The organism is Mycobacterium talmoniae, assembly GCF_001854525.1.
In the GTDB taxonomy this organism is placed as follows: domain Bacteria; phylum Actinomycetota; class Actinomycetes; order Mycobacteriales; family Mycobacteriaceae; genus Mycobacterium; species Mycobacterium talmoniae.
The window spans coordinates 1-26,291 of sequence record NZ_MLQM01000060.1 but is presented as its reverse complement, the minus strand read 5'-3'; the positions used below and the strand labels follow the sequence as shown (position 1 = coordinate 26,291).

Genomic DNA, 26,291 nt, shown 5'->3' with positions numbered 1-26,291 from the left:
ACCCCCCCAACGCCCCCCCCCCCCCCCAACCGCGCCACCGGGCCCCGGTCACCCGCGATCAGCGGCGGCGCCGCGGTGGCGGCGTATGCCATCTCATAGGCGGCGGCGGCCGCGCGAGCCCGCCGGCCCGCCTCCTCGGCCGTCGCCGCGGTGGCGGTCAACCAGGCCACATACGGCGCGGCCGCGGCGGCCATGGCATCGGATGCCCTTCCCGACCAGCTCTCGCCGTGCAGGCCGGAAATCGCCGAGGAATAGCCCCGCGACGTCGACGCCAAGCGACCGGCCAACGCCTCCCAGGCCGCGGCCGCGGCCATCAACGGTCCCGAACCCGCGCCGGAATACATCCGGGCGGAGTTCACTTCCGGTGGCAACGCTGCATAATCCATCGCCCCCACCCAAACACAGCCCACCACCGCGGAGCATCCAGCCGACGGGCTCGGCGCCGGTCGGCACGTCCGGTGCTGGGGGCCGACCATGGATCCGGTCGGCAGCGCCACTAGCCACGCGAACAGCCCCCGAGGGCCGACACGAACGCGAGATGACCGCCGGGTGACCGGGTGTTTAAATCACAGTGAACATAAATCCGCGAAGACCTGTCGGTGCGCGCTGGTAGCGTCCGGCTCTGTCCCACCAAACGCCCCGGAGGTCGCCGTGATCCCCCACCCGCACCGGCCGCGGTTCCTCGCCGCCGCAGCGGTTGTCGGCGCCGTGAGCCTGACCGGGCTGCTCATCGTCGACCACGGGTGGGTCACTCCGGTCGCCACGTCGTCGGCGGCCCCGGCCGGCGGCGCCGATAACGAAGCGTTGGCCGCCCTGGACAGCCTGCCGATCAAGGGCCGCGCCCCCAAGACCGGCTACGATCGCGGACTCTTCGGCGAGGCGTGGAGCGATGACGTGACGGTGGCCGACGGGCATAACGGCTGCGACACCCGCAACGACATCCTGCGCCGGGATTTGGTCGACGTGCAGCTCAAACCGGGCACCAACGGATGCGTCGTGCTGTCCGGCACGCTGCACGACCCCTACACCGGCACCGTCATCGCCTTCCAGCGCGGCCGGGGCACCTCGCGGGCGGTGCAGATCGACCACATCGTCGCGTTGTCGGATGCCTGGCAAAAGGGTGCACAAGGCTGGGATGAGGCCACCCGACGCAACTTCGCCAACGACCCGGCCAACCTGCAGGCCACCGACGGGCCGATCAACGAGCAGAAGGAGGACGGGGACGCCGCAACCTGGTTGCCGCCCAACAAGTCCTACCGCTGCACTTACGTGACCCGCATTGTGACGGTGAAGGCCGCCTACGGGTTGTGGGTCACCCAAGCCGAGCACGATGCGATCGCCCGCATCCTGGCCGACGGCTGCCCCGCGGTCGCGGAGGAACCCGCCGAGCCGCCCGCACCGCTGGCGCCCGCGCCGCCGGCGGGGGACGGTGCCGGGGTCTACTACCCGAACTGCACGGCCGCCACGGCCGCCGGGGCCGCCCCGCTGCATCTCGGCGAACCGGGGTATCGCCCCGAACTGGACGGCGACCGGGACGGCATCGCCTGCGAGTAGCTCCGGTTGGCCCCAATCCAGTCACGGGTCGGTAACGGCCCTGGCGCGCGGCGCATCTCGTGTATGAGACTGCGTACTGGCATCGAGGGCGCACGGTCGCGCGCCGCGGGATTCAGTCAGCACAGTGTGACACTCGAATCGGCGCCCAACACAGTGAGGAAATCGGTGAGCGCTCCCGACGGTTTTCAAACCGACCGTTCTGAGTCCGAGATTGGTGACGCAACCGGACCCATCAGGGCGCTACCGGTGGAATCTCATCGCGGGCCACAACCGCAACCAACGGCAGCCCCTGGGGTCAAGACGCCCCAACCTTCGAAAACCAAGCCCTTGACACTTGTCGACGGTCCACCACCGGGTCGCCCCGGCGAAGCGGGCCGAAACGCGCCGCCGATCAATTTGCTGACCGCACAGCTACGTGCCGAAATTCTCTCGGCTCCGCGGCGGCATTCCGAGATCGGTTGGCGAAAATGGCTGTACCGGTCCAGTCTGGGTGTCATCAACGCGGGCGAGTCGCGTCTCGAGGCCGAACGTCGCAGTCTGCTCGCCACCGCAAAACGTCCCTGGCGGGGAATACACTCCGTGGTGGTGCTGGGCGGTAAGGGCGGCGTCGGTAAGACGATGGTGACCGCGGCGGTCGGCTCGATGCTCGCCGAGCTTCGGAGCAAAGACATGGTGCTGGCGACCGACGCCGATCCGGGGCAATCGGCGGACCTGGCAGCGTGGATCGACCCGACCGCCTCGTCAACGTTTGCGGACGTGCTAGCTCACAACGAGCCTGAGCGGAAGTTCGATCTCCGTTACTTCGTCGGTCAGAACCCGGAAACCGGACTCGACGTACTTGCCGCCAACGCGTACTCGGGACGGCCCCGCGGCGACATCGATGCTGACGTCTACACGCAGGCCCACCAGCGGCTGCAACGTCTTTACAGTCTGCTACTTACCGATACCGGGGTGGACTATTGGCATTCCGTGATGCCGGGGGTCTTGCGCTGCTCGAACGGTGCGCTGCTGGTGACCTCCGCCGTACCCGGAGGCGCTGAGGGCGCCATGCGAGCGATCGACTGGCTTGTCGCCGAGGGCTATCAGCATCTTGTCGCCCGAATGGTGTTGGTGATCAATCACGTTCGTGGATTCGACAGTCGTCGAGACCGGCGCACCACCGAACACCTGGTGGCGGGGATGACCGAGCAGTTCAATCGGTGGGTCTCACCCGATCGAATCGTTGGGCTGCCGTACGACCCACACATCGCGGCCGGCGGGCCACTGGACCTGAATCAACTGCAACCCGCCACGTGGCACGCCCTGCTGAAGGCGACGGCCGCCGTGTCGTATGGGCTCGCGACCGGTTGGAGCGCATAGCTGGCGATCCCGGCGAGATGTCCGACTGTTAGCCCGCGGACGGCGGGCGAGCCATGATCGTTGGCCGGAACCCGTATTTGGGCCCGGCACCGCCCGCGCCGGCGCCCGCGCCGGCCAGCGGCATCCCCCCGAGCAGGTTCCCGGCGCCACCGAGATCCGGCGATGCGGCGCTGACGCTGTTGATCGGTATCGAGGACATGGGGTTCAAGGCCGGGCTGGACGCCATCCAGGTGGGCGGCACCGAGAGCCGACCGGCCGCAGCCGCATTACCCAGCCCGGCGGCGATCGGGCCGCCGCCGAGCAGACCGCCACCCAGCCCGCCGACGCCCGGCACCCCCGCGGCGGCGGCCGCCGCGCCGTCGCTGGCCGCCTTGGCGGCTGCGGTCGCCGGCATCGCGGCCTTGGACAGCGCCACGGTGCTGTTCATGAAACCGGTGAGGAAGTGCGGGATCGCGACGCTGCTTTGAATCGCGCCGACGTAGGTCGTCCACGGGGCGAGCAGGTTCGCGATGGGTTCCCCGCTCTTGTACGTGAGGCCGAACGCGCTGTACAAGTCACTCAAGATGGTATCGATCGGCGAGGTCGTCGAACTCGCGGTGGTGGACGAGGTCGTCGACGCAGACATGGACAGGCTCTGCAACGCGTTCTGCACCGCCGAAATCAGTTGGCTGGTCTGTGAGTTGCCGGCGGTGCTGGCCGCTTGGCCCACCGCGGCGGCCTGCCCGGCTTCTCCGGCGGCGTTGGTAACCGGCTGCGGCGCGGTGAACGGGGTTACCTGGGTGGCGGTCGCCGACTGGCCCGCATACCCGTACATCGCGGCGGCGTCCTGCGCCCACATTTCCCCGTAGTTCGCTTCGGTTGCCGCGATAGCCGGGGTGTTTTGCCCGAGCACATTTGTCGATAGCAGCGTCTGCAGTTGGCTGCGGTTGGTGCTGACCTCGGACGGATGCACCGTCGCTGCCAACGCGTTTTCGTAGGCGGCAGCGGCTTCTCGGGCTTGGGTCGCCGCCTGCTCGGCCTGCGCAGCGGTGGTGTTCATCCAGTCCACATACGGCGCGACCGCATCGGCCATCGACGCCGACGCCGGACCGAGCCATTCTTCGCTGCTCAATCGGGTAATGATCGACTCGTAGCCGTTCGCCGCCGAATTCAACTCGGCCGCCAGCTGGTTCCACGCTGACGCGGCGGCCGTCAACGATGACGACCCGGCGCCGGAATATATGCGCGCGGAGTTCACTTCTGGCGGTAGGGCCCCGAAATCCATTGCTGCGTCCTTTAGCCAGCCGCGGCCGCGTTGGCCGACTCGGTGGCGGCGTACGACCCGGCGCTAAGTCCCAATGTCTTGACGAAGGCCTCGTGAATCGCGGTGGCCTGAGCGCTGACCTGCTGGTAGGCCTGCGCGTGCGCGACGAACAACAGTGCGGTCAGGGCCGAAACTTCGTCGGCGGCAGCGGGTACCACGCCAGTCGTGGGCGACGCCGCGGCGGCGTTCTGGGCAGCCACTCCGGTGCCGATGCCCTGCAGGTCGCCGGCGGCGGCGGTCAACGCCTCCGGCTGCGTGTTCACGAATGACATGAATTCCTCCTCAATGACCGTTAGCGCCAATGACCTTCGCGCAGACGTTGATGTTGTGACAGTAAACGGAATCATTCGGGTTGCCTATCGCATGCATCCTTCACCGACCGGTCACGCGGCGTTCATCGCGCCCTCGCCAACGGCTCACCGTGGCCGCCCTTCGGCCTCCTCGACGTCTGTGAGCTGCTGAAATAGGCTGGTATTGGCTATTCGCGGGGAGAATTGCCGGCCCAGATCGATCACCCTTCCCACCCGGGCGGGGTAAAAATCTGGCCGCGGATAAAGTCTCCCGATGCTCGATCTGGAGGCCCGCAGTTGGCTGAATCCCACTACGTAAACGCTTATTTGGCTGCTCCGCTGTGGGTGTCGGTACCCAGGCAGGCCGATGAATCGTCACCGCCCGCACACCGGTTGTGGACGTGGCGGTTGCAGCGAACCGTTCGGACGGCTCGGTGCGCCGCGGTGGACGGGGCGCTTATCCGGCGAACGGTGGGCGGGGTATCACGGTGTTGCGGAACCCATATCGGTTGACGAACCCATCGGCGCGTCGACCAGCACCGCTCATCGGTATTCCCCGCAGCAGCGCTCGCGGCTGGTCCGCGGCGGCATCAATGGTGCTCACCCGCAGCGGTGTAACTTCCGCGCTAGTCGCCGGAGTCGCGCTGACCCAACTCGGTGGCACCGACAGCCTGCCGAGCGTTCCGGCCCGTCCCACGCTCGCCGCGGCTGAACCGCGCAGCCCCCCAGCTGGGACGGCAGACGCGGGTGTGCTGGCCGGCGGGATAACGGGTTTCGCCACCCCCGCTGCACTGCTGGGGGCTGGGGACCCCATCAAAGACTTCCCGATACCGCCACTGTTGGCGGGAGTCGAAACGAGGCGTTGAATGATCTGCTCGCTCTTGGTCAGGTTTCCCGGAAGCTGCTTGATGTAGGTCTGCAGCTTGGCCCAGATGTCTTGCAGGGACGTCGTCGACGACGACGACGTCGACGACGACGATGACGTGAGTTGCTGCAGCGCTTGCTGCGCCGAGGAGACCAGGTGCGAGGAACTGCTTTCCTGGCTGCTCTCGGCGGCTTTGGCGACCGCATCCTGTTGGAGCGCCGACCCGTCCTCGTTGCTGGTCTGCGGCGGTGTGGCGAAGGGGGTTACCGTCGTCGATGCGGCCGACGACGCGTCCGCGTAGCTGTACATCACCGCGGCATCCTGTGCCCACATTTCGGCGTAATGCGCTTCGGTGGCGGCGATGGCCGGGGTGTTTTGACCGAAGAAGTTCGTCGCGACGAGGGCGGCCAGCAGACTGCGGTTGGCCGCGATCTCCGCCGGCGGCACGGTGGCCGCGAACGCGGTTTCGTAGGCACCGACCACCGCTCGGGCGTGGGCGGCGGTCTCCTCGGCTTGGCTGGCGGTGGCGCTGAGCCACGACACATAGGGCGCGGCCGCGGACGCCATCGCCAGCGACGCCGGGCCGGTCCACACGCCAGTCGTCAGCCCCGAAACCACCGATTGGTACATGGTGGCCGCCGTGTGTAACTCGGCGGCCAGTTGGTCCCAGGCCGATGCCGCGGCCAGCAGCGGTGTCGAGCCGGCCCCGGAATACATACGCGCGGAATTGATCTCCGGCGGCAGCGCTCCGAAGTCCATTGCTCAATTCCTCCTCATGCCGGCACTCGACGAACCGGTCCCGTCGACCAGACGGTCACCGCTGCGGTCGGCATTTCCGGTCGGGGGCGACGGCGCCGACCGATCGCGCTGGCGGATGCCCGCCAGCGTCGATGACCGTGTCCATCGGTTATCGAGGAGGTTAAAGGACCACGTCGTCGGCTGCCCGCGGCCGCCGCCAGCTGATCCACCCGGTTGCGCCGCCGCTGCGAACCCGATCCAGCCGAATGCGCGACCGCCGGAAGGCGCCGCGAGCTGGTGAAACGCGCCACCGCCGTGGTGGTCTGCGGCCAGTGCGGTGCCCGGTCGGGTCATCGGAGGTGAATAAAATCTGAACGCGAGTAAACCCACGGCGTTAGCTCCAGCGGAATGCAGCGTCGAGGGTCAGCGTCCGCTCCGCCTTCGGATACCACCCCTGCGGCGCGTGCTGGCTGGTGTGCAGATAGCACTGCACCCGCACCTCCCGGCTGCCCGGAGTGAACGTCAACAGCCGACTGATCGGCAGCGTGGTCAGCGGCATGTGATGCCGGCTCAACGAGGCCACGTTGAGAAACCAGGTGCCCCAGCGCCGCTCGATGTGGGTCTTGCCGCCGTACCCGTCGTCGGGGTGGGTATGCGTGTGCCCAGCGAGCCACAGCCCGACGCGTCCCGGGTGTTCGGCAAGGAATTCCTCGAAAGCGGCTGAGTCCGGGTTACTGTCGACCCAGTACAGATACGACGCCCCCTGCGGGGTGCCTTGCTCGAAGTAGCGGTGGTAATGCTCTTCCCACTGTCCGTTTGCGCCTTTGCGCACGCCCTCCCATTCGCCGGAGGCGACCGTGGTGTTCTTCAGGACGTAGTGGTGTACCGACACGATGATCGCGTCGGGATTGTCCAGCACCATCTGCTGCCACCAGGCGAAGGTCTCCCCGCTCACCACGCCGCCCGGGTTTCCGCCGAGGGTGCCGCGGCCGACGCGTTGGGTCGGCTCATTGCGGTCACTCATCATCAAGAACAGCAGGTTCCCGACTCGGAACGAATACCGTTCCCAGGTTCCGGTCACCGGATACCGGCGAGCTGTCGGGTCGACGCCGGAGTATTCGGTGTGCTCGCCCAGCGGGTCGACCCACTTCTGCCACCACCATGCTTCCGGCTCCCCCAGGCCGCTTCGGTCGTGGTTGCCGCAGACGCTGTAGACATCCTCGCGGCGGTGGCTGCGCAGCACGGAGAATTGCCGCCTGACCTCGGCGCCCTCGGCATCGTCGGGCAGGCTGTGATGCGCCCCGGACATATCGCCCACGTCGACGGCGATGTCCCAGGGCACGGCGGGGCCGCCGTCCGCCCCGCCCGACTCGGTCTGCGTGATGGCCTCGGCGAGGCTGTGCCGACCAAAGCGCTGGTCGGTCCCCACGTGCGCATCGCCAAATGCCCACAGCCGAAACGGTGTAGATGGTGACTCGGGTGGCATAGCTCGATCAGCTCTTTCTGGTGTGTGCAGCCTCAGCCATTGCCGGACTCGGCGAGACCGCGGCGTCGACGGATCGCCCTATCCGCCTGGGCGAACCCCGTGTCGATGATCATTCCGACCGCCAGGATGACGATCATGATGGCGATCGCGGACGGCATGTCGCTCAGGTTCTGGGCGTTGTTGAGCAGCACGCCGATCGACGGCGTGTTGGCCATGACGACGAGTAGCTCCCCGGCCATGAGGCTGCGCCACGCGAAGGCCCACCCTTGTTGGAGTCCGGCGAGAACCATCGGGAGGGCGGCCGGCAGCACTAGATACCGGTAGCGCACCACGCCGTCGAGGCCCATGGTTGTCGAGGCCCGTAGCAGCAACGGTGGGATGTGGTTGACTCCGGCCGTCACCCCGTTGGCGATCGAGGGGGCTGCGCCGATCACGATCACAAACACGATCGCCGAGGTGCTGAGTCCGAAGAAGATGATGGCGAAGGGAAACCAGGCGATGGCCGGCATCGCCTGCACCGCACTGATGATCGGCCCGAATCCCACCCGCACGATCCGGTGTCGTGACACCACCACACCGAGCGCGGTACCGATCACGACCGCGATGCTGAAACCCAAGGCGGCCCTGGTCATCGTGGTTTGCAGGGCGTGCCAGAGCACCGGGGTGTGCCATTGCTGCCACAGGTTGGTGACAACGGTCGCCGGGCCGGGCAGCACCGACGACGGCTTCCAGCCGCTTAGGTACACCAACTGCCAGGCGGCTAGCACGAGGGCGATCGCCAGCAGGTTGGCGCCCACCGCCCGCAATCCGCGCCGGGCCAGGGACCGGCCGCGGGCCCGCTTTGAGTCCGCCCCGTCCGGGCCGCGGTTCAGCACGGCGGCTTCAGCGGTCATCGCAAACCCGTTGTAGCCGAGCGGTGATCATCGCGGCTACCTCCGCCATCACCGCGGTGTTGATCTGTCTGGGCCGCGCAACCGGCACGGTGAATTCGGCGACGATCCGCCCGGGCCGGTTGCTCAGCAGCACGACGCGGTCACCGAGCCGGGCCGCTTCGCGGACGTTGTGGGTAACGAACAGGACCGTCAAGTGTCGATCCTGGCAGATGCGTTCGAGTTCCCCGTGCAGCAGATCGCGGGTGATCGCATCCAGCGCCCCGAACGGCTCGTCCATCACCAGCACGTCCGCGTCTTGGGCGAGTGCCCGTGCCAGCGCGACGCGTTGGCGCATGCCGCCGGACAGCTGATGGGGGCGCTTGTCGGCGAATTCGATCAGGCCCACCGTGTCGAGTAGATCCACCGCACGTCGGCGCCGCTGCCGCTTGGGCACCCGGCGCGCCCGCAACGGAAGTTCGACGTTTTCCGCCGCGGTCAACCAGGGGAACAGCGCGGGTTCCTGAAACATCATCGCGACCCGACGACCGTCGGTATCGACCCGCCCGGAACTGGGCCGATCCAGCCCGGCAATGAGCGACAGCAAGGTGCTCTTCCCGCACCCGGACGGGCCCACCAGACAGACGAACTCGCCGACATCGACGGTCAGCGAGATGTGCTCGACCGCGACAACCGGCGAACGTCCCGCCCGGTAACTCTTGCCGACATCGCTCAACCGAACCGCGATCCCCGCGGTCGTCGGTTCTTCCACCGCAACCAATTGCGGACGTGCGATACCGGTCATTCGGGCACCTCCGGTTTGCCCGAAGCCCGCAGGACTTCGTTCAGCAAGCGGCTGTCGAAGATGCCCTGCAGGCTCAACGGTTCCAGCAGACCCAGCGCGACCGCCTTGCCCGCCTGGTCGTTCAGTGAAGCCATGTTCGGGTCGTTGGTGAACACGGTCTCCTGGAACGAGGCCGTGACGAGGTCGGGCTCCAATCCCTTGCCCAGTGCCTTGGCCAAAGCAGCATTGGCGACCTGCGCTGCGCCGTCACGATCATGGTGGATCAGGTCGTCGGCCGCGACCTGGCCGCGCAACAGTCCGCGGACCGCGTCGGGGTGAGCGTCGAGGAACTGCTGTCGCACCACCAGGACGGTGATGGTGCCCGGATCCGACCATAGCCGCGTCCCGCCCGCCTGGAGTAGCTCCACGTCGTAGGGCGCCGACACCAGCGCGCCGGCAATCTGGTTCGTCTGGAACAGCTGCAGATAGGCGGACTCGGGTGTGGTCGGTTTGATCGAGACATCCCCGCCGCCTTGGGTGTTGGTCTGGAGCCCGTGTTCGGCGAGCCAGTGACGCAGGCTCACATCCTGGGTGCCGCCGAGCGCGGGGTCGGCCACCGTCTTGCCGCGAAGGTCTTGAGCGGTGGCGATTCCCGGTTTGACGACCAGTGAGGTGCCGCCGGTCGCCGAGCCGGAGATGATCTTGATGGCGCCGCCCGACTTCTGCCAGGCGTTGACGGCCGGGTTGGGTCCGACGTAGGCGGCGTCGAGCCGTCCGGCGAGCAGGGCCGTCACTTCGTCGGTGCCTCGGCTAAACGGCTGCACACTCAGATCGACGTCCGCGCCCAGATTGCCGCTGAAGAAGCCCTTCTCGATCGCCACCAAGGCCGAGGCGTGGGTAATCCGTGTCAGATAGCCCAGCCGCAGAGTGACACCCGAGGTCTGCGAAGCCGGATTCCCGCATCCGGTCGCGGTGAGTCCCAGCACAATGCCCAAGGCCAGGGCCAGGGTTGTGGTCAGGCGGTGCGGCACATTGTCTCCCCGGGGATTTCGGCGGATGGATAGCCAGACGATTCGACGACGGCGCGCGAATTACACGCGCGCAGTCGACACCCGGCCCGGACAGCCGACACGCGGGATGCGATGCCGACCCGGCATGGCGTGAGAATCGGTCGGCATCAGTTATTCCCCACGAGGCGGTGGACGAACAGCGGACTGGTCCAGACCTGATGACCGTCGGATTGCTGTGCCCGCAAGTACGTGGCGCTGTGTCCGATCGGCAACCCAAGGTTGAGCCCGCCGGTCACCGTGACGGGCAGCGCCGCCGGATCGGCGATACGTTCCAGGCGCAGTTTCAGGTCCAGGCCGCCCATCGCGATTTCGCGACGGCCGTGGTCTATCAACTCGGCGCCAGTCACCGCCAGCTGGGCGCGCCGGTCGTCTTCGAGCACCCTGGTTTCCAGGTCGAAACGCGCGCGACGGAGGTCACCAAGCCGCAACACCAGGCCGATATCGGAGCCGTAGGTGGTGGTACGCCAGCTGGTTTGGGCGCCATCGAGGGCGAAGTGCTGCTCGGGGTGTGTTGCCGCCCACGACGCAATCTCCTCGACGGTGGTCCCGGTGATCCGCAGGCTGCCGACCCACGTCGCCCAGCGGTAGCGATCCCGGTGTCGGGCCCCGCCCCAGCGAACGCGGACCAGCGTATCGGACAGACCGACCTCCGCACCAAAGTCCCGCCGCCACACCGCTCCGCTGGTATCGAGGACCTGCAGCCGCTCCCAACCACTGGTGCCATAGAGCGCGTACTCGGCGCTCAGCTCCGCTGCGCCGGTGACGATATCATCGCCCATCCAGTGGTCACCCGAACGCAGGAGCGCTACCGCACGAGCCCCGGTCGTTGCCCAGGTGCGGCGCGCTCGCAGCGCGCGGCCGACGTCACCGGCGGTGAGTGCGGGCGTGAGCCCACCGGTCACACCGCCGAACCCGCCGAAGATATTGGCGCCGGGTGCGCCGCTGCCGGGCCGACCCCGGTGCTCATCGCTGGCAGCGCTGGCACCCAGGCGTAGCCCGCGCCGCAGCGCGTCCTCGAGAAACCACGAGCTGGTCCCCCACGTGGAGTGCACTTCGATCAGCCGCTCAAGTTCCGGGTGATGCCAGTCCGGTGTCGCTCGGCGGCCGCCCACATGCGGGATCAGCAGGTACGATTCGGGGTCTTTGTCATAGGCCGCGTACAACCGGGTGATCGGCCAGGTCTCCGGGACGGGAACGCTGCTGGACATGTCCTGGTGCCATTCCAAAGACCGCGCGATCGTGGTGTCCTCGCCCAGGAAAACCACATTGTGGTCGCCGCCCGCGCCCGCCGTACCGCACCACTCGACCCCCGGGTAGCAGACAAAGCGACCGTCCTGGGATGCACGGCGGCAGGTAGCAACCACCTCCGCCCACGCCGCGTCGGTGATCTGGAAGTCGTTGGCGGTGTAGCCCAGCACATCGAGTGCACCGATGTCACGGCCGAAGGCGAGATTCCAGTCGGTGCTCTGGGTTCCGACCGTGTCGTTGGAATGCACGTGCAGGTCGGCGAAATATGCTCGCGGTGCTGGAAAGTCGGGGTTGACGTCGAGATAGCAGACCGCGGATTCGCACAGGTGCGCGTCGGACTCGACGGCGACGTCGATCCGGGCGGTCTGAGCCGGCACGACGAGGGTGGCGCTGGCCCACCCATGGTCGGGCGTGTGGGCGGTTGCCAAGGACCTCCCGTGCGCGGAGGCCCGGAGTGTCGCCGGGATATCGCGGCAGGCGTTGCCCCACCGGTCCTGCAGGTGCGCGCGCAACGCGACGTCGGGCTGCTGCCCACTGGTGAGTCGCGGTCCATGGACGACGAGACGCTGCGGCGGCCCGGGGGTTATCGCCAGCCGGCACCCACCGGCATGGGCCATCCGTGAGGTCCCCAGCGCGTCCACGAAGAGCCGGATCTCGAACTCATCCTCGACGAACGTCTGGACCCTGGTGCCGGGGCCGCCGAAACGGCGGTCGCCCAGCCGAATCTCGATGACATCGCCCGGAGATAGGAACCCGTCTACCGCGTGCACCAGGACCGACTTTTGGAAGGGACGTTCGCCGCCCTTAACGTCGTAGCGGGTCTCGAGGCGAGGTGCGGTGCCCGCATCGTCCCCCGGTGCGGCGCCGAGCCGTGTTCGGCTGATCAGGCGCGCAGAGGCGAAATCCCTCGCGCCCGGGTCGACAGTCTGCAGGTCCCAGTCCGAGTAGTAGCGAAAGCACAGTTTCAGCCATCCGCTGTCGGCGATTCCGGACCGGCCAACGGTGTAACGCAGCACCAGTTCTTCGATCGCGCCCGCGACGGCCGTGTCCGTCGAGCAGGTGAGCGTCCCGAGGAACGGCACAGCGTCGAACTCCGCGGTAATCCGGTCGCGCACGGCCGCCGTTGAGCAGTCGTGGCTGTCCAGGTGGCGCTGTGCACGCACGGACACCGCTGCGACCGGTGGCGGCGTTGGAGACATGCCAGCCATTCTGTGCCCCATCGACCTACCAGTCCAACGCATAGATATGATCGGATTAATCATTGAAAGTGAACGATCATGAACCTTCAGCAGCTCCGTTACGTGATCGCGTTGGCGGAAGTGCAGAGCTTCACCAAAGCCGCCGAGGGCCTGTTCGTCGTGCAATCGGCGTTGAGTCAGCAAGTTCGCAAGCTCGAAGACGAGCTCGGCGTCCAGCTCTTCGAACGCACGACACGGTCGGTTTCGCTGACTCCCGCCGGCGAGTCGCTGCTGCCGCTGTTCCAGCAGGTGCTCGCCGGAGTGGACCAGATCAAGATCGATGCGCAAGCGATGAGCGGCATCATTGCGGGTCGCCTCACGGTCGGCATCATGGAGGTGCCCTCCGAGAATCTGGATGTCGCCGCCCTGATGGCAACGTTTCACGCCCGCTATCCCGACGTCCGGGTGACGTTGCGCAGCGGCGGTAGCGACCTGCTCGTTAACGCCATTCGGGACCGCAAACTCGATGTCGCGATCGTCGGGTCAAACGCCGTCGCCGCTGGCCAGCTCGTCTTTATCCCGTTGTTCGTCGAGCCGCTGGTCGCGGTCTTGTCGGCTCAGCAGCCGCTGGCGACCCAGTCGTCGGTGTCGCTGCGGGAGCTGGCGGACCTTCCGTTCATCGACTTTCCGCCCGGTTACGGGCTCCGCCACGAGACGGACCGCGGATTCACCCACCTGCCGCGAGGGGTCGCCTTCGAAGTCACCCGGGTCGAGGAGGTCATCCAGTTCGCCCGCAAGAACCTCGGGGTGGCGCTGTTGCCGGAGTCCGTCGCCCGGTCGCGTGCCGACGGTGATCGGGATCTGGCCATTCTGCCGCTGCGAAATGCCGACCTGCACCGGCAGGTTCATCTGGTGACGCCGGCCGGGGCCGGGTCGGCCGCCTGCCGAGCATTCGTGCGCTGCGTCACCGAGCATGTTGGGCAGGGCACGAGGTAGCAGCGGTTTCGTTCACCGCAATTCAAACCATTGTTCGCTGCACAACATGGTCCTACCGTCGCATTCGACTGTGCCGCAGCGCTGCTGGCGCGATCATGCCAGCGAAGCCACCGCCAAGAGGACGACTCAACCTGTGAACCTGTCCAGTACGCCGACCTTGGTGTCGACGCTGCGGCCGCGCTCGGCCTGGGCCGCGATGCGGGTCGTTTCGCCGGTGGCGCTGCTCGTGGTGTGGCAGCTGGGCAGCGCGCTGGGTGTGATCCCGCAGAATGTGCTGCCGGCGCCGTCGCTGATCGCGGAGGCCGGCTGGGAGTTGCTGCGCGACGGACAGCTGGCCGACGCGCTGCGGGTATCGGGGGCCCGGGTGGCCGAGGGCCTGCTGCTGGGCGGCCTGATCGGCACCGGACTCGGTATCGCCGTGGGGCTGTCATCCTGGTTCGAAGCCGTCGCCGACCCACCGCTGCAGATGATCCGCGCGCTGCCGCACCTGGGCCTGATCCCACTGTTCATCCTGTGGTTCGGCATCGGTGAACTACCCAAGGTGCTGCTGGTGGCACTCGGCGTGATCTTTCCGCTGTACCTCAACACTTTCTCCGCAATCCGGCAGGTCGACCCGAAGCTGTTCGAAACCGCTCGGGTGCTTGGCTTCTCGTTCTTCCAGCGGCTCAGCACCATCATCATCCCCAGCGCGACGCCCCAGGTGCTGGTGGGACTGCGCCAATCATTGGCCGCGGCCTGGCTGACGCTGATCGTCGCCGAGCAGATCAACGCCGACAAGGGCGTCGGCTATTTGATCAACAACGCACGCGACTTCCTGCGCATCGACGTGATCATCTTCGGGCTGATCGTCTACGCGCTGCTCGGCATCATCACCGACGCGATCGTGCGGGTTCTGGAGCGCCGAGCAGTGAGGTACCGATCATGACCGTGACGGCCGAGCATTCCGACGTCCGCGCCACCACCGTGGCCGCGGAGCTGCGCCGGGTGCACAAGTGGTACGGCAAGCAGCACGTGCTCGACGATGTGTCGCTGCGGGTCGGCCGCGGCGAGATCATCGCGTTGCTGGGTCGCAGCGGATCGGGTAAGTCCACGGTGTTGCGGGTCCTGGCCGGGCTCTCCGGTGACCACACCGGCGACCGCGTCGTCGCGAGCCCGCCCGCGCTGGCATTTCAGGAGCCGCGGCTGTTCCCGTGGCGCACCGTGCGCACCAACGTCGGCTATGGCTTGACCCGTAGCCGGTTGCCGCGCGCCGAGGTCGTCGCCCGGGCCGAGGGGGCGCTGCGGGATGTCGGCTTAGCCGACCGCGCCGACTCCTGGCCGCTGACCTTGTCCGGCGGTCAGGCACAACGCGTTTCGCTGGCCCGCGCCCTGGTCGCCGAACCGGAACTGCTGCTGCTCGACGAACCGTTCGGTGCGCTCGACGCACTGACCCGGCTGAGCATGCACACCCTGCTTTTGCAGCTGTGGAGCCGACACGGATTCGGGGTGCTGCTGGTCACCCACGACGTCGATGAGGCGGTCGCGCTGGCCGACCGGGTGCTGGTGCTGGAGGCCGGGCGAGTCGTGCATGAACTCGACATCACCGACCCCCGGCGGCCACCGGGCGATCCGCTGGCCAGGACCGACCACTACCGCGCCGTCCTGCTCGACCAGCTCGGCGTGCGGAGCTAAGGAGATCGATGTCGCGACGACGTTATACGGCAGTTCTTTTAGCCGTCGCCGCCTTGGCGTTGCCGGGGTGTGTCTCCCGCCAGCACGGTGCCGGGCCGGCGTCGGCCCCCGCTCCGGTTCCGCTGTCGGAGCTGGCCGACCTGACGTTGAACGTGGGCGACCAGAAGAGTGTGGGCACCGAGGCGATGCTGCGCGCCGCCGGCGCGCTCAACGGGCTGCCGTACAAGGTCAGCTTCTCCACGTTTTCCTCCGGGCCGCCGATGGTCGAGGCCGCCACCGCCGGCAAGATCGACTTTTCCATCACCGGGGACACCCCGCCGATATTCGGCGCGGTCGCCAACGCCCGCATCAAGGTGGTGTCGGCCTACGACGGCGGCGGCCCCGGTGACCAGATCCTGGTGCACAACGATTCCGCGATCCAGTCCGTCGCCGATTTGCGCGGCAAGACCATCGCGCTGGCCAAGGGCAGTTCGGCGCACGCCAACGTGCTGGACCAGCTGGACAAGGTCGGTTTGAAGCCGGACGACGTCCACCTGGTGTTTCTGCAGCCCGCCGACGCGTTGTCGGGATTCCGCAACGGCCAGGTCGACGCCTGGGCGGTGTGGGATCCCTACACCGCCCAAGCCGAGCAGCAGCTGCCGGTGCGCGGACTCGTCGCGCGCAAACACAAGTATTCGTTCGGCATCGCGTCCAACCAGGCGCTGACCGACCCGAAACGCAACACCGCCCTGGCCGACTTGGTGGCGCGCTACGCGAAGGCCGCGGTGTGGGCGCGCGAGCATCCCCAGGAATGGGCCGCGCAATACGCCCAATCCGCGGGCATCGACGCCAGCGTCGCCGCGGTGGCGCAAGGCCGTACGCTGCGGCAGCCGATCCCGCTGGACGACACCGTGGTCGCGGCGGAGCAGCACCTCACCGAGCTGCTGGCGTCCTCCGGCCAGATCCAGTCCGCGCCCCAGTTCGTCAATTGGGTGGACCGCCGCTTCGATAACGCCCCGGAATCCCGCTGATCCACTACCGATAGGACGTTCGTGACCGCCAAGTTCTTCTGGTTCCTGCCCACCAACGGCGACAGCCGCTCGATCGTCGGCGCCTCCCACGCCTCGACGCACCACACCATTCCGGACGGGTACCGCGCGCCCAGCCGCCGCTACCTGGCCGAGGTGGCCCGCGCGGCGGACCGCCTCGGCTACGAGGGGGTGCTGACCCCCACCGGGACCTGGTGCGAGGACGCCTGGTTGACCGCGTCGGCGCTGCTGGCCGAAACCGAGCGGCTCAAGTTCCTGGTGGCGTTCCGGCCGGGGTTGGTGCCGCCGACGCTGGCGGCGCAGCAAACCGCCACCCTGCAACGGTTCTCCGAAGGCCGGGTGCTGCTCAACGTCGTCAGCGGCGGCGACGACACCGAACAGCGCCGCTTCGGCGACTGGCTCGGCCACGACGAACGCTATGCCCGCACCGCCGAGTTTCTACGGATCGTCACCTCGATCTGGACCCAGGAATCGGTGGACTTCACCGGCGAGCACTACCGCGTTCAGGACGCCCGGGTGTCCGCGCCGCCGGATCCCCTGCCGGGCATCTATTTTGGTGGCTCCTCGGCGGCCGCCTTGCCGGTCGCGGCCGAGTTCGTCGACGTCTACCTGACCTGGGGGGAGCCACCGCAGGCGGCCGCCGCCAAGATCGAGAAGGTGCGCGCCCTGGCCGCCGCCCGCGGCCGCGACATCCGGTTCGGCATTCGGCTGCACACCATCAGCCGCGACACGTCGGCGGCGGCGTGGGCGGTCGCCGACGAACTGGTTCAGGAACTGAGCCCGGAGCAGATCGCGAAAGCCACGGCGCTGCACTCGCGCTCGGAATCCGAGGGGCAGCGCCGGATGACCGCGTTGCACGGCGGCCGCGTCGACAAGCTGGAGATCTACCCGAACCTGTGGGCGGGGGTGGGTCTGGTCCGCGGCGGCGCCGGCACCGCGCTGGTGGGCAGCCACGAGGAAGTCGCGAACCTGATCTGGGAGTACTACTCGCTGGGGTTCGACGAGTTCATCCTGTCCGGCTACCCGCATCTGGAGGAGGCGTACTGGTTCGCCGAAGGCGTGCTGCCGATCCTGCGCCGCAAGGGTGTCGCCTGATACCCGCGAGCAGACGCAAAAGCCCCCAAATCTCCGTGGATTTGGGGGCTTTTGCGTCTGCTCGCGCCACGGCTGCAATCGCGCTGCACCTAAACCTAGCTCGACGCACCGGGATACAGCTTACTGGTGGGGTGGTTTCTTCTGCACCGGTCGCCGCCCTCCCCGAACATATCGGCACCGCCAACGAGACGTCGGCGACGACGCTGCGGACGTCGCTGGTGGCCAGCCTGCTCGGTACCACGATCGAGTGGTACGACTTCTTCCTGTACGCCACCGCGGCCAGCATCGTGTTCAACCACACGTTCTTCCCGGATCAAAGCTCGTTCGTCGGCACCCTGCTGGCGTTCGCGACCTTCGCCGTCGGATTCCTGGTCCGGCCGATCGGCGGATTCGTGTTCGGCCATGTCGGTGATCGCATCGGGCGCAAAAAGACGCTGGCGCTGACCATGTTCCTGATGGGTGGGGCGACCGCGCTGATGGGTGCGCTGCCCACCGCCGCCCAGATCGGTGTGCTGGCCCCGATCCTGCTGTTGGTGCTGCGGATCGTCCAGGGGTTCGCCCTCGGCGGTGAATGGGCCGGCGCGGTGCTGCTGGCCGTCGAGCACAGTCCCGCGCACCGTCGCGGCGTCTTCGGCAGCATTCCGCAGGTCGGTCTGGCGCTCGGTCTTGCGCTGGGCACCGGGGTATTCGTGCTGCTGCAGCTGGCGCTGCCCCCGGACGCGTTCGAAACCTACGGGTGGCGGCTGGCGTTCGCGTTCAGCATCGTGCTGGTGATCGTGGGCCTGCTGGTGCGGTTGCGGGTGACCGAGACGCCGGCCTTCGAGCGGATCCGCCGCCAAGGCCAACGGTCCGCGGTGCCGCTGCGGGAGATCTTCCGGCCGCCGACGTTGCGCAACACGCTGCTGGGCCTGCTGTCCCGGTGGGCCGAGGGCACCGCGTTCAACACCTGGGGGGTGTTCACCATCTCCTTCGCCACCGCGACGCTGCATCTGGGCAAGGTGCCGGTGTTGGTGGCGGTGACCGTCGCCGCGCTGGTGATGGCGGTGCTGCTGCCGCTGTCGGGGCTCTTAACCGATCGTTTCGGCGCTACGGCGGTGTACGCCAGCGGTATCGCCGCCTACGGAGTGGCGGTGTTCCCCTGCTTCGCGCTGTTTCGCACCGGCAGCATCACGCTGTACGCGGTCGGCATGCTGGTGGCGTTCGGCGTGATCCACGCCTGGTTCTACGGGGCGCAAGGCACCCTGTACGCGTCGCTGTTCCCGACCCGAACCCGGTACACCGGACTGTCGACGGTCTACCAGCTGTCCGGTGTGTACGCGTCCGGGCTGACCCCGCTGGTGCTGACGGCGCTGGTGGCGGCCAATCACCAACAGCCCTGGTATGCCTGCGGTTACCTCGCCGCGACCGCGGCGATCAGCGTGTTGGCCACCCTGCTGCTGCGCCGCGAACCAGAGCGTCCGTGACTGTGCGATTCCATACGCCAAAACGGCGTATCGCGTAGCAAGCCGCACAATCGGCGCGATTGCGCTAATCGAGCACGTGGTAGGCCGCATCGACCATCGAGATCGGACCGTTGCCGCGTTGGCGCGCCTTCCCGGTGATCCGCAGCATTTGGCCCGGGGCGATATCGGCGCCGTAGCCGGGCTCCAACATGACCCGCACGTCGCCGCTGTCGTCGCCGACGACGATCCACCGGAAGGTTCGCCGCCGTTTGGTGATGTCCTCGACCTGGCTGACCCGCCCTTCAATGGTGGCGCGCCGGCCCGGGATCAAACCCTCCACCGCGATCACCGCCGAGGAACGGCCCGGATGCTCGTACTCTTGGACGCTCTGCTGTTCACTGCGGGAAATCCGGGCCTGGATCTTGCCGACTTCACGCGCAACCCGCTGCTCGAACATGTCCGGATACGCTTGGGCGATCCGTGACTGCACGTCGTAGGGCACGATCGTCGCCGCCGCGTCGGGGATCCGGCTGACGGCGCGGGCGATCTTATCCGCGGTGCGGTCATGCAGCAGCCGGCCCAGCAGCGGCGCGTAGGTGCGGCGCGGCAGCAGCACCGTCACGTTGGTGTCCGGGTGCTCCTTCAGCGCCCGTGCGACAAGTTCTTGTGCGGCCCTGGTGATTTGCCGATCGGGGCAGTCGACGACACGCAACCGGGTGTCAAGGCCGAAATGATCCCAGCGCTTGCGCAACTGCGCGGCGTGCGACGCGTCGACCATCAAATGCACCGCGATCAGTTCGTCGGCCCGCAGCCCCCGGCCGTAGCGCAGCGCCTCAATCACCGCCAGATCGACGGCGTTCACCAACACGAACACCCGGTGGCGGGCATACTTGGTCAGTTCCGGGCGGTCGGTGCGGAACATCTCGAGAATGGCGGCCTCGGCGCGGTATTCGCGGTTCAGCCGGGTCAACACGAACACCAGCAACGGGAAGACCACGACCACCAGCCAGGCGCCCTCGGTGAACTTCGCCACCGCGAAGATCCCCACAATGATCGTCGACAAGACGCCCGCCGAGAGGTTGATCGCCAGCTTGTGCCGCCAGCCGGACTGACGATGGGTGAGATGGTGCTTGGTCATCCCGTACCCGGCCATCGCGAACCCGGTGAACACACCGATCGCGTAGAACGGCACCAGCGCGTTGACCGAGCCGCCGGTCACCACCAGCAGCGCCACCGACAGGGCGGTGAGCACGATGATGCCGTTCGAGAACACCAGGCGGTAGCCACGTTTGGTCAGCTGGCGGGGCAGGAAGCGGTCCTCGGCGACGAAGTTGGCCAGCGCCGGGAACCCGTTGAAGCTGGTGTTGGCGCCGGTGAACAAAATGGCCGCCGTCGACGCCTGGACCAGGACGTACAGCACGTCGCCGACGAGCCCGTGGCCGAACACCGCCCGGGCGATCTCCGAGAGCATCGACGGGTATTCGTCGACATACGGGGTGGCGTGGGTGACATGCGCGAGGTAGGCGACCCCGGCCAGCAGGAACCCGAGAATGCAGGCCATCGCGGTGAGCACCCGGCGCGCGTTGACGCCTTGCGGTTTCCGGAAGACGTTGACGGTGTTGGAGATTGCTTCCACCCCGGTCAACGACGAACCCCCGTTGGCGAAGGCGCGCAGCAGCACCAGGATCGTCGCGCCCATGACCAGCCCGCTGCCCTGATGAACCGGCACCGCCCCGGCGATGTGCTCGGGATCGTAGGTCGGCAACCCGCCGAAGACGCTGCGCGTCACCCCGACGACGATGGTCAGCGCGATCATGACCACGAAGGAATAGGTGGACACCGCGAACGGCAGGCCGGCCTCCCGCAGCCCGCGCAGGTTGGCGTAGCAGATCAGCAGCACCACCGCCACGGTGATTTCCAGGCTGTAGGGGCCCAGGACCGTCACTGCCGACACCACCGCCACCGTGCCCGCCGCCGCCTGCACCGCCACGGTAACCACGTAATCGATCAACAGCGCCGCGGCGGCGACCTGGGCGACGCGGGGCCCGAAGTTCTCCCGCGCCACCACATAGGAACCGCCGGCCCGGGTGTAGGCGATGACGACCTGCCGGTAGGAGGCGGCCACCAACACCAGGATCAGCAAAATGACCCCGGTGATGGGCAGCAGCAGCGCGAACGCGGCCAGCCCGGCATGCGGCAACAGCTCGATCATGATCTGCTCGGGGCCGTACGCGGTCGACGAGATGGCGTCGGGTGACAGCGCGCCCAACGCGACCGGGTTCGACAACCGCTCGGAGCTCAACTCCTCGGTGATCAGGGGTTTGCCGAGGAACACCCGCTTGACGACGTCGCTGATCGCCACCGGGATACGCGGCTGGGCCGACGAGGATGTCATAACCGCCCATCCTCGTCGCTGAATGGCCACTTACTGCACGCGTTTGGCGAAAAAGCGTGCACGAAGTGGCCACTCGGTGCCAGGTCAGGCCCGGGTCAGGACCGTTGCGCGCGGGCCTCCCAGATCACGTTCAGCGAGTTCGGGGTGTCCTCAAAGCGGCTGCCGTTCAGGTACAGCACCGGCGTATCCGGCAGCCCGGCCGCGGCGGCGTCGATGTCGTCGTCCTCGATGCGCGCCAACCCGACCCCGGCGGTGACATCGTGCAGAAACCGGCGGGCGTCCACCTCGGTGCGCTCGGCGAGGTCGGTCAGGGCCGCCTCGTCCAGGTCGCCGCGGTGCGCGACCAGCGCGTCGTGCATAGGCCAGAACCGTCGTTGGTCGGCGGCGGCTTCCAGCGCCAACGCCGCCGTGGCGGTGTCGTCGTCGTAGGTGTGGTGCCGGAACACCACACACACCGCGTCACCCATCCGGCGGCGCACGTCGGCCAGCAGCACCGCGGTGCGCTTGCGGTAGGTGTCGTCCATCGCCGCGTACACCACGATGGCCGTCGCCGCGGCGGCGTGCCCGCGGATGTGGTCCCGGCCGCGCTGGATGGGGCGTTGCAGGGTGACGCCGGCCGGGGTGGGCAGCGGCTTGAGGCGTTCACCGAGCCGAAACACCAGCCACGCCAAGCTAAACGCCAGCAGCGAGGCCAACAGCACACCGGTGCGGGCGTCGTCTTTGGCCACCCGGTCGGCGAACGCGAGATCGGCGACCAGCAGCGAGATGGTGAAGCCAATCCCCGAGACGGCGCCGACCCCGGCGATGCGCGGGAAGTCCAGCCCCGGCGCCCGCGCCGCCGGGACGAAGTACATGACCAGCTGCGCGGCCCCGGCGATGCCGATCAGTTTGCCGACCACCAGGCCCAGCACGACGCCCCAGGTGATGGTGGAGGTGACCGACCCGCGAATCCCCGCACCGGACAGCGATACGCCGGCGTTCGCCAACGCGAAGACCGGCACCACGACGTAGTTCACGTACGGCGCCAGCAGGTCCGACAGCCGCTGATTCAACGGCACGGCGTGGGCCAGGCTCATCCGCGCGTACCGGGCGCTGCGGGCCTCCGGCGCCTGCTGATAGAGGTGCGCGAACGCGGTGGCACCGGCCACGTCCCGGTCGCGGGGCGGATAGACCGGGATCAGCAGCGCGACGAGGACCCCGGCCAGGGTGGCGTGGATCCCGGATTCCAGCACCGCGACCCAGGCGACGACGCCGACGACCAGATACGGCGTCACCCGCCACACCCGGTAGTGCCGCAACAGCCAGATGCCGGCCAGCGCGACGGCGGCCACCGCCAGGGCCAGCAGATCCAGCCGGTTGGTGTAGACCCCGGCGATCACCAGCAGCGCGGCGATGTCGTCGACCACGGCCAAGGTCAGGATGAAGATCCGCAGCCGCGGCGCGTTCTTCGGCCCGACCAGCGCCAGCACCCCGAGCGCGAACGCGGTGTCGGTGGAAATCACCACCCCCCAACCGGTTACCGCGCCGGTTCCCCAGTTGACCAGCATGTAAAGCAGCGCCGGCAGCACCAGGCCGCCCACCGCCGCCACCACCGGCAGCATGGCCTGTTCCCGGTCCCGCAGCTCGCCGACGGCGAACTCGCGGCGGACCTCCAACCCGATGGCGAAGAAGAACACCGCCATCAGGCCTTCGTTGACCCATTCGACCAGCGGTAACGCCAGGTGCAGCGGGCCGGCGAGGATGCCCAGCTCGGTGTGCCAGAGCCCGTCGTAGCTGGCGCTGAGGTTGGCCCACACCACCGCGGCGACGGTGGCGATCAGCAACGCGACGGCCGGCAGGGTTTCGCCGTGGAACCGTTTGGAAATCTCGATGCGGCGCCGTAAGGAGGCGGACAGCGGAATGACGTGCGGGGACGGATTCACGCTTTGCAACTCACCTCAACGACCACCGGGTTTCAGCCTAGCCCACACCGCCGAGTGGGCAGTCGACGCACGCTTTTCGCGATTCTGCGGGCAATAAGTTCCCACTCGGCGCCGGGTTACCCCAGCCGGTGCGCCGCGGCGGCGATCCGCTCGTCGGTGGCGGTCAGCGCCACCCGCACGTGCTGGGTGCCGCCGGGCCCGTAAAACTCGCCGGGGGCCACCAGAATGCCGCGCTGCGCCAGCCATGCCGCCGTGTCGCGGCACGGCTCGCCGCGGGTCGCCCACAGGTACAGGCCCGCTTCGGAGTGCTCGATCACGAACCCGGCCGCCCGCAGCGCCGGCAGCAGCGCCTCCCGGCGCCGCGCGTAGCGGTCCCGCTGCTCGCGTTCGTGGGCGTCGTCGTCCAGGGCGGCGACCATGGCCGCCTGCACCGGGGTGGGCACCATCATCCCGGCGTGCTTGCGGACCGCCAGCAGCTCGGCGACCAGGTGCGGATCCCCGGCGACGAAGCCGGCGCGGTACCCGGCCAGCGACGAACTCTTCGACAGCGAATGCACGGCCAACAGCCCGCGGTGGTCGCCGCCGCAGACCGACGGGTGCAGCACCGACACCGGCTCGGTGTCCCAGCCCAGTCCCAGGTAGCACTCGTCGGAGACCACCAGCGCACCGCGTGCGCGGGCGGCGTCGACCGCCGCGCGCAACCGGTCGGCGTCCAGCACCCGCCCGGTCGGGTTGCTGGGCGAGTTCAGGTACACCAGGGCGGCGGACTGGCTCGGCGCGTCGGCGCGCACCACCTGTGTTCCGGCCAGCCGGGCCCCCACCTCGTAGGTCGGGTACGCCAGTTCCGGTACCACGACGACGTCGTCGGCGCCCAGCCCGAGCAGGGTGGGCAGCCAGGCGATGAGTTCCTTGCTGCCGATCACCGGCAGCACCGCCGCCTCGGTGAGCCCGGTGATGCCGTACCGGCGGTCGAGGGCGGTGACCGCCGCCTGCCGCAGCGCCGGGGTGCCCGCGGTGGCGGGATAGCCCGAGGCGGCGCTGGCCGCCGCCAGCGCGTCGCGGATGACCGGCGCGACCGGGTCGACCGGGGTCCCGACGGACAGGTCGACGATGCCGTCGGGGTGGGCCCGGGCCAGCGCGGTCGCCTCGGCCAGGGTGTCCCAGGGAAACTCCGGCAGTGCCGCCGACACCGGTCGGCGGTTCACCAAGCTGCTCAGGCGTCCTCGCCTTGCGGCGGCAGATCCTTGACGACCTGCGGGTCGTTCTCGGTCATCCCGACCTTGGAGGCGCCGCCCGGTGAGCCGAGTTCGGTGAAGAAGTCGGCGTTGAGCTGGGTGTAGTCACTCCACTGATCGGGCACGTCGTCCTCGTAGAAGATGGCCTCGACCGGGCAGACCGGCTCGCAGGCGCCGCAGTCCACGCACTCGTCGGGGTGGATGTACAGCATCCGCGCACCCTCGTAGATGCAGTCGACCGGGCACTCCTCGATGCATGCCTTGTCTTTGACGTCGACGCAGGGCTCGGCGATCGTGTACGTCACGAAGGTCTCCTCCATGTCCTATTCGGTGGCGTATCCGCCCCTCAATGCGGCCGCATTGGTTGCTGATACTAGCCGTCGCACATAAAGGCCTTCTACCGGGCCACGGTCGTTTTGCGCACTATGCGCGCAGGTGCAGTGCAACTAGTTGCATAGGACCCGCGGTCGCCCTTATGCTGCCCAGATGGCGCTGCCCCACGCGATCCTGGTGTCGCTGTGCGAACAGTCCGGCTCGGGCTACGAGCTGGCCCACCGATTCGACCGCTCGATCGGCTATTTCTGGAGCGCCACCCACCAGCAGATCTACCGCACGTTGCGGGCCATGGAGAACGACGGCTGGGTACACGTCACCCCCGTCACGCAGCAGGGCCGGCCGGACAAGAAGGTGTACACGGTGTCGGAGGCCGGGCGTGCGGAGTTGGCGCGCTGGATCGCCGAACCGCTGTCCGGGCGCGGCAACGCCGTGGTCGATGCACCGCTGCGCGATCTCGCGGTCAAGGTGCGCGCCACCTGCTACGGCGACGCCGAGGCGGTGCGCGCCCAGGCCGCCGCCTTGCGCACCGAACGCGCCGAGCGGCTGGATCTGTACCGGGCGCTGGAGAAGCGGCAGTTCCCCGACCCCGACGCGCTGACCGGTTCCGCATTGCATCAGTACCTGGTGTTGCGCGGCGGCATCCGCGCCGAGGAAAGCGCGATCGACTGGCTTTACGAAGTTGAAGAGGCACTGAGGTGAAAGCGGCGCTATGACTTCCGAGTACCCAACCCTGCTGTCCCCGTTAGATCTTGGCTTCACCACCCTGCGCAACCGGGTGGTGATGGGGTCGATGCACACCGGGCTGGAGGACCGCGCCGGCGACATCAACGCGCTGGCAGCGTATTTCGCCGAACGTGCCCGCGGTGGCGTCGGGCTGATCATCACCGGGGGGTATGCGCCCAACCGCACGGGCTGGCTGCTGCCGTTCGCGTCACAGATGATCAGTGCCGCCGACGCCCGGCGGCACCGGCGCATCACCGATGCAGTGCATGAGGCCGGCGGCAAGATCCTGCTGCAGATCCTGCACGCGGGACGCTATGCCTACCACCCGTTTTCGGTGAGCGCGTCGGCGATCAAGTCGCCGATCACACCGTTTCGGCCGCGCCGACTCTCCGCGCGCGGTGTGGAGCGCACCATCGACGACTTCGCGCACGCGGCGTCGCTGGCCGCCGAAGCCGGCTACGACGGCGTGGAGATTATGGGCAGCGAAGGCTACCTGCTCAACCAGTTCCTGGCGCCGCGCACCAACAAGCGCCGCGACGCCTGGGGCGGCAGCGCGGCCAACCGCCGCCGGTTCCCGGTGGAGATCGTGCGCCGCACCCGCGAGGCCGTCGGCGATGACTTCATCATCTGCTATCGGATGTCGATGGCCGACTACGTGCCGGACGGGCAGAGCTGGGACGAGACCGTGGCGCTGGCAACCGAAG

General features: G+C 68.1%; 23 protein-coding genes. 10 read left to right on the top strand and 13 right to left on the bottom strand.

Annotation, left to right across the window (positions count from 1 at the left end; all coding sequences use genetic code 11):
- A partial coding sequence (locus BKN37_RS13055; RefSeq protein ID WP_131823586.1) for a PPE domain-containing protein occupies positions 1-386 on the bottom strand: 386 nt, incomplete at its 3' end.
- Between the two features lie 322 nt (positions 387-708).
- Between BKN37_RS13055 and BKN37_RS13050 the strand changes: the two genes are divergently transcribed.
- Positions 709-1,554: a GmrSD restriction endonuclease domain-containing protein gene (locus BKN37_RS13050; protein ID WP_423212787.1), complete on the top strand. Its 846-nt coding sequence runs from the start codon at positions 709-711 to the stop codon at positions 1,552-1,554.
- 165 nt (positions 1,555-1,719) lie between these two features.
- Positions 1,720-2,913, top strand: a complete 1,194-nt coding sequence (locus BKN37_RS13045; RefSeq protein WP_071026425.1) for a MinD/ParA family ATP-binding protein — start codon at positions 1,720-1,722, stop codon at positions 2,911-2,913.
- A gap of 28 nt (positions 2,914-2,941) precedes the next feature.
- On the opposite strand, the gene BKN37_RS13040 is transcribed toward BKN37_RS13045, so the two are convergent.
- From BKN37_RS13040 to BKN37_RS13005, 8 genes are all read right to left on the bottom strand, one after another.
- The gene (locus tag BKN37_RS13040) at positions 2,942-4,177 is read right to left on the bottom strand and encodes a PPE family protein (protein WP_071026422.1); all 1,236 of its coding nucleotides are present in this window, start codon (positions 4,175-4,177) and stop codon (positions 2,942-2,944) included.
- Positions 4,178-4,188: 11 nt separating this feature from the next.
- Positions 4,189-4,488 carry a PE family protein gene (locus BKN37_RS13035; RefSeq protein ID WP_071026420.1) on the bottom strand — a complete coding sequence of 100 codons (300 nt, stop codon included), beginning with the start codon at positions 4,486-4,488 and terminating at the stop codon, positions 4,189-4,191.
- 475 nt (positions 4,489-4,963) lie between these two features.
- Positions 4,964-6,130 carry a PPE family protein gene (locus tag BKN37_RS13030; RefSeq protein ID WP_071026417.1) on the bottom strand — a complete coding sequence of 389 codons (1,167 nt, stop codon included), beginning with the start codon at positions 6,128-6,130 and terminating at the stop codon, positions 4,964-4,966.
- Between the two features lie 373 nt (positions 6,131-6,503).
- On the bottom strand, positions 6,504-7,538 hold the full coding sequence (locus BKN37_RS13025) for a hypothetical protein (RefSeq protein ID WP_242657235.1): 1,035 nt from the start codon (positions 7,536-7,538) through the stop codon (positions 6,504-6,506).
- 89 nt (positions 7,539-7,627) lie between these two features.
- Complete coding sequence (locus BKN37_RS13020) at positions 7,628-8,488, bottom strand: ABC transporter permease (protein ID WP_083341754.1); 861 nt, start codon at positions 8,486-8,488, stop codon at positions 7,628-7,630.
- Positions 8,478-9,269, bottom strand: a complete 792-nt coding sequence (locus BKN37_RS13015) for an ABC transporter ATP-binding protein (protein ID WP_071026412.1) — start codon at positions 9,267-9,269, stop codon at positions 8,478-8,480. The genes BKN37_RS13020 and BKN37_RS13015 overlap by 11 nt, the downstream gene beginning before the upstream one ends.
- Complete coding sequence (locus tag BKN37_RS13010) at positions 9,266-10,279, bottom strand: ABC transporter substrate-binding protein (RefSeq protein WP_083341753.1); 1,014 nt, start codon at positions 10,277-10,279, stop codon at positions 9,266-9,268. Before BKN37_RS13010 ends, BKN37_RS13015 begins: the two co-directional genes overlap by 4 nt.
- Before the next feature lie 146 nt (positions 10,280-10,425).
- Complete coding sequence (locus BKN37_RS13005) at positions 10,426-12,765, bottom strand: CehA/McbA family metallohydrolase domain-containing protein (RefSeq protein ID WP_423212786.1); 2,340 nt, start codon at positions 12,763-12,765, stop codon at positions 10,426-10,428.
- A gap of 78 nt (positions 12,766-12,843) precedes the next feature.
- On the opposite strand from BKN37_RS13005, the gene BKN37_RS13000 reads away from it, so the two are divergent.
- The 6 genes from BKN37_RS13000 to BKN37_RS12975 all read left to right on the top strand — a co-directional run bounded on the left by BKN37_RS13000 (position 12,844) and on the right by BKN37_RS12975 (position 18,997).
- A complete protein-coding gene (locus BKN37_RS13000; protein WP_071026405.1) occupies positions 12,844-13,740 on the top strand; it encodes a LysR family transcriptional regulator in 897 nt (298 codons plus the stop codon).
- A 133-nt stretch (positions 13,741-13,873) separates the two neighbouring features.
- A complete protein-coding gene (locus BKN37_RS12995; RefSeq protein WP_423212785.1) occupies positions 13,874-14,665 on the top strand; it encodes an ABC transporter permease in 792 nt (263 codons plus the stop codon).
- Positions 14,662-15,411, top strand: a complete 750-nt coding sequence (locus BKN37_RS12990; RefSeq protein WP_071026403.1) for an ABC transporter ATP-binding protein — start codon at positions 14,662-14,664, stop codon at positions 15,409-15,411. Before BKN37_RS12995 ends, BKN37_RS12990 begins: the two co-directional genes overlap by 4 nt.
- An 8-nt stretch (positions 15,412-15,419) precedes the next feature.
- Positions 15,420-16,421, top strand: a complete 1,002-nt coding sequence (locus BKN37_RS12985) for an ABC transporter substrate-binding protein (RefSeq protein ID WP_071026401.1) — start codon at positions 15,420-15,422, stop codon at positions 16,419-16,421.
- A 21-nt stretch (positions 16,422-16,442) separates the two neighbouring features.
- The gene (locus tag BKN37_RS12980; RefSeq protein ID WP_071026399.1) at positions 16,443-17,534 is read left to right on the top strand and encodes an LLM class flavin-dependent oxidoreductase; all 1,092 of its coding nucleotides are present in this window, start codon (positions 16,443-16,445) and stop codon (positions 17,532-17,534) included.
- A 170-nt stretch (positions 17,535-17,704) separates the two neighbouring features.
- Complete coding sequence (locus tag BKN37_RS12975; protein ID WP_071026431.1) at positions 17,705-18,997, top strand: MFS transporter; 1,293 nt, start codon at positions 17,705-17,707, stop codon at positions 18,995-18,997.
- A 64-nt stretch (positions 18,998-19,061) separates the two neighbouring features.
- Here BKN37_RS12975 and BKN37_RS12970 read toward each other — a convergent pair whose 3' ends face one another.
- From BKN37_RS12970 to fdxA, 4 genes are all read right to left on the bottom strand, one after another.
- On the bottom strand, positions 19,062-21,371 hold the full coding sequence (locus BKN37_RS12970) for an APC family permease (protein ID WP_071026398.1): 2,310 nt from the start codon (positions 21,369-21,371) through the stop codon (positions 19,062-19,064).
- A 95-nt stretch (positions 21,372-21,466) separates the two neighbouring features.
- Positions 21,467-23,293, bottom strand: a complete 1,827-nt coding sequence (nhaA, locus tag BKN37_RS12965) for a Na+/H+ antiporter NhaA (RefSeq protein WP_242657233.1) — start codon at positions 23,291-23,293, stop codon at positions 21,467-21,469.
- Positions 23,294-23,409: 116 nt separating this feature from the next.
- Positions 23,410-24,483, bottom strand: coding sequence for a succinyldiaminopimelate transaminase (dapC, locus tag BKN37_RS12960; RefSeq protein ID WP_095407072.1), 1,074 nt, complete (start codon positions 24,481-24,483; stop codon positions 23,410-23,412).
- 23 nt (positions 24,484-24,506) lie between these two features.
- A complete protein-coding gene (gene fdxA, locus BKN37_RS12955) occupies positions 24,507-24,833 on the bottom strand; it encodes a ferredoxin (RefSeq protein WP_071026427.1) in 327 nt (108 codons plus the stop codon).
- A gap of 181 nt (positions 24,834-25,014) precedes the next feature.
- Here fdxA and BKN37_RS12950 point away from each other — a divergent pair, with 181 nt between their 5' ends.
- Both BKN37_RS12950 and BKN37_RS12945 read left to right on the top strand, forming a co-directional pair.
- Positions 25,015-25,563 (top strand): PadR family transcriptional regulator, encoded by a 549-nt coding sequence (locus BKN37_RS12950; RefSeq protein WP_071026394.1) that lies wholly within the window; start codon positions 25,015-25,017, stop codon positions 25,561-25,563.
- Between the two features lie 10 nt (positions 25,564-25,573).
- Positions 25,574-26,291: oxidoreductase (locus BKN37_RS12945; RefSeq protein ID WP_479724553.1), on the top strand; the 718-nt coding region annotated here is incomplete at its 3' end.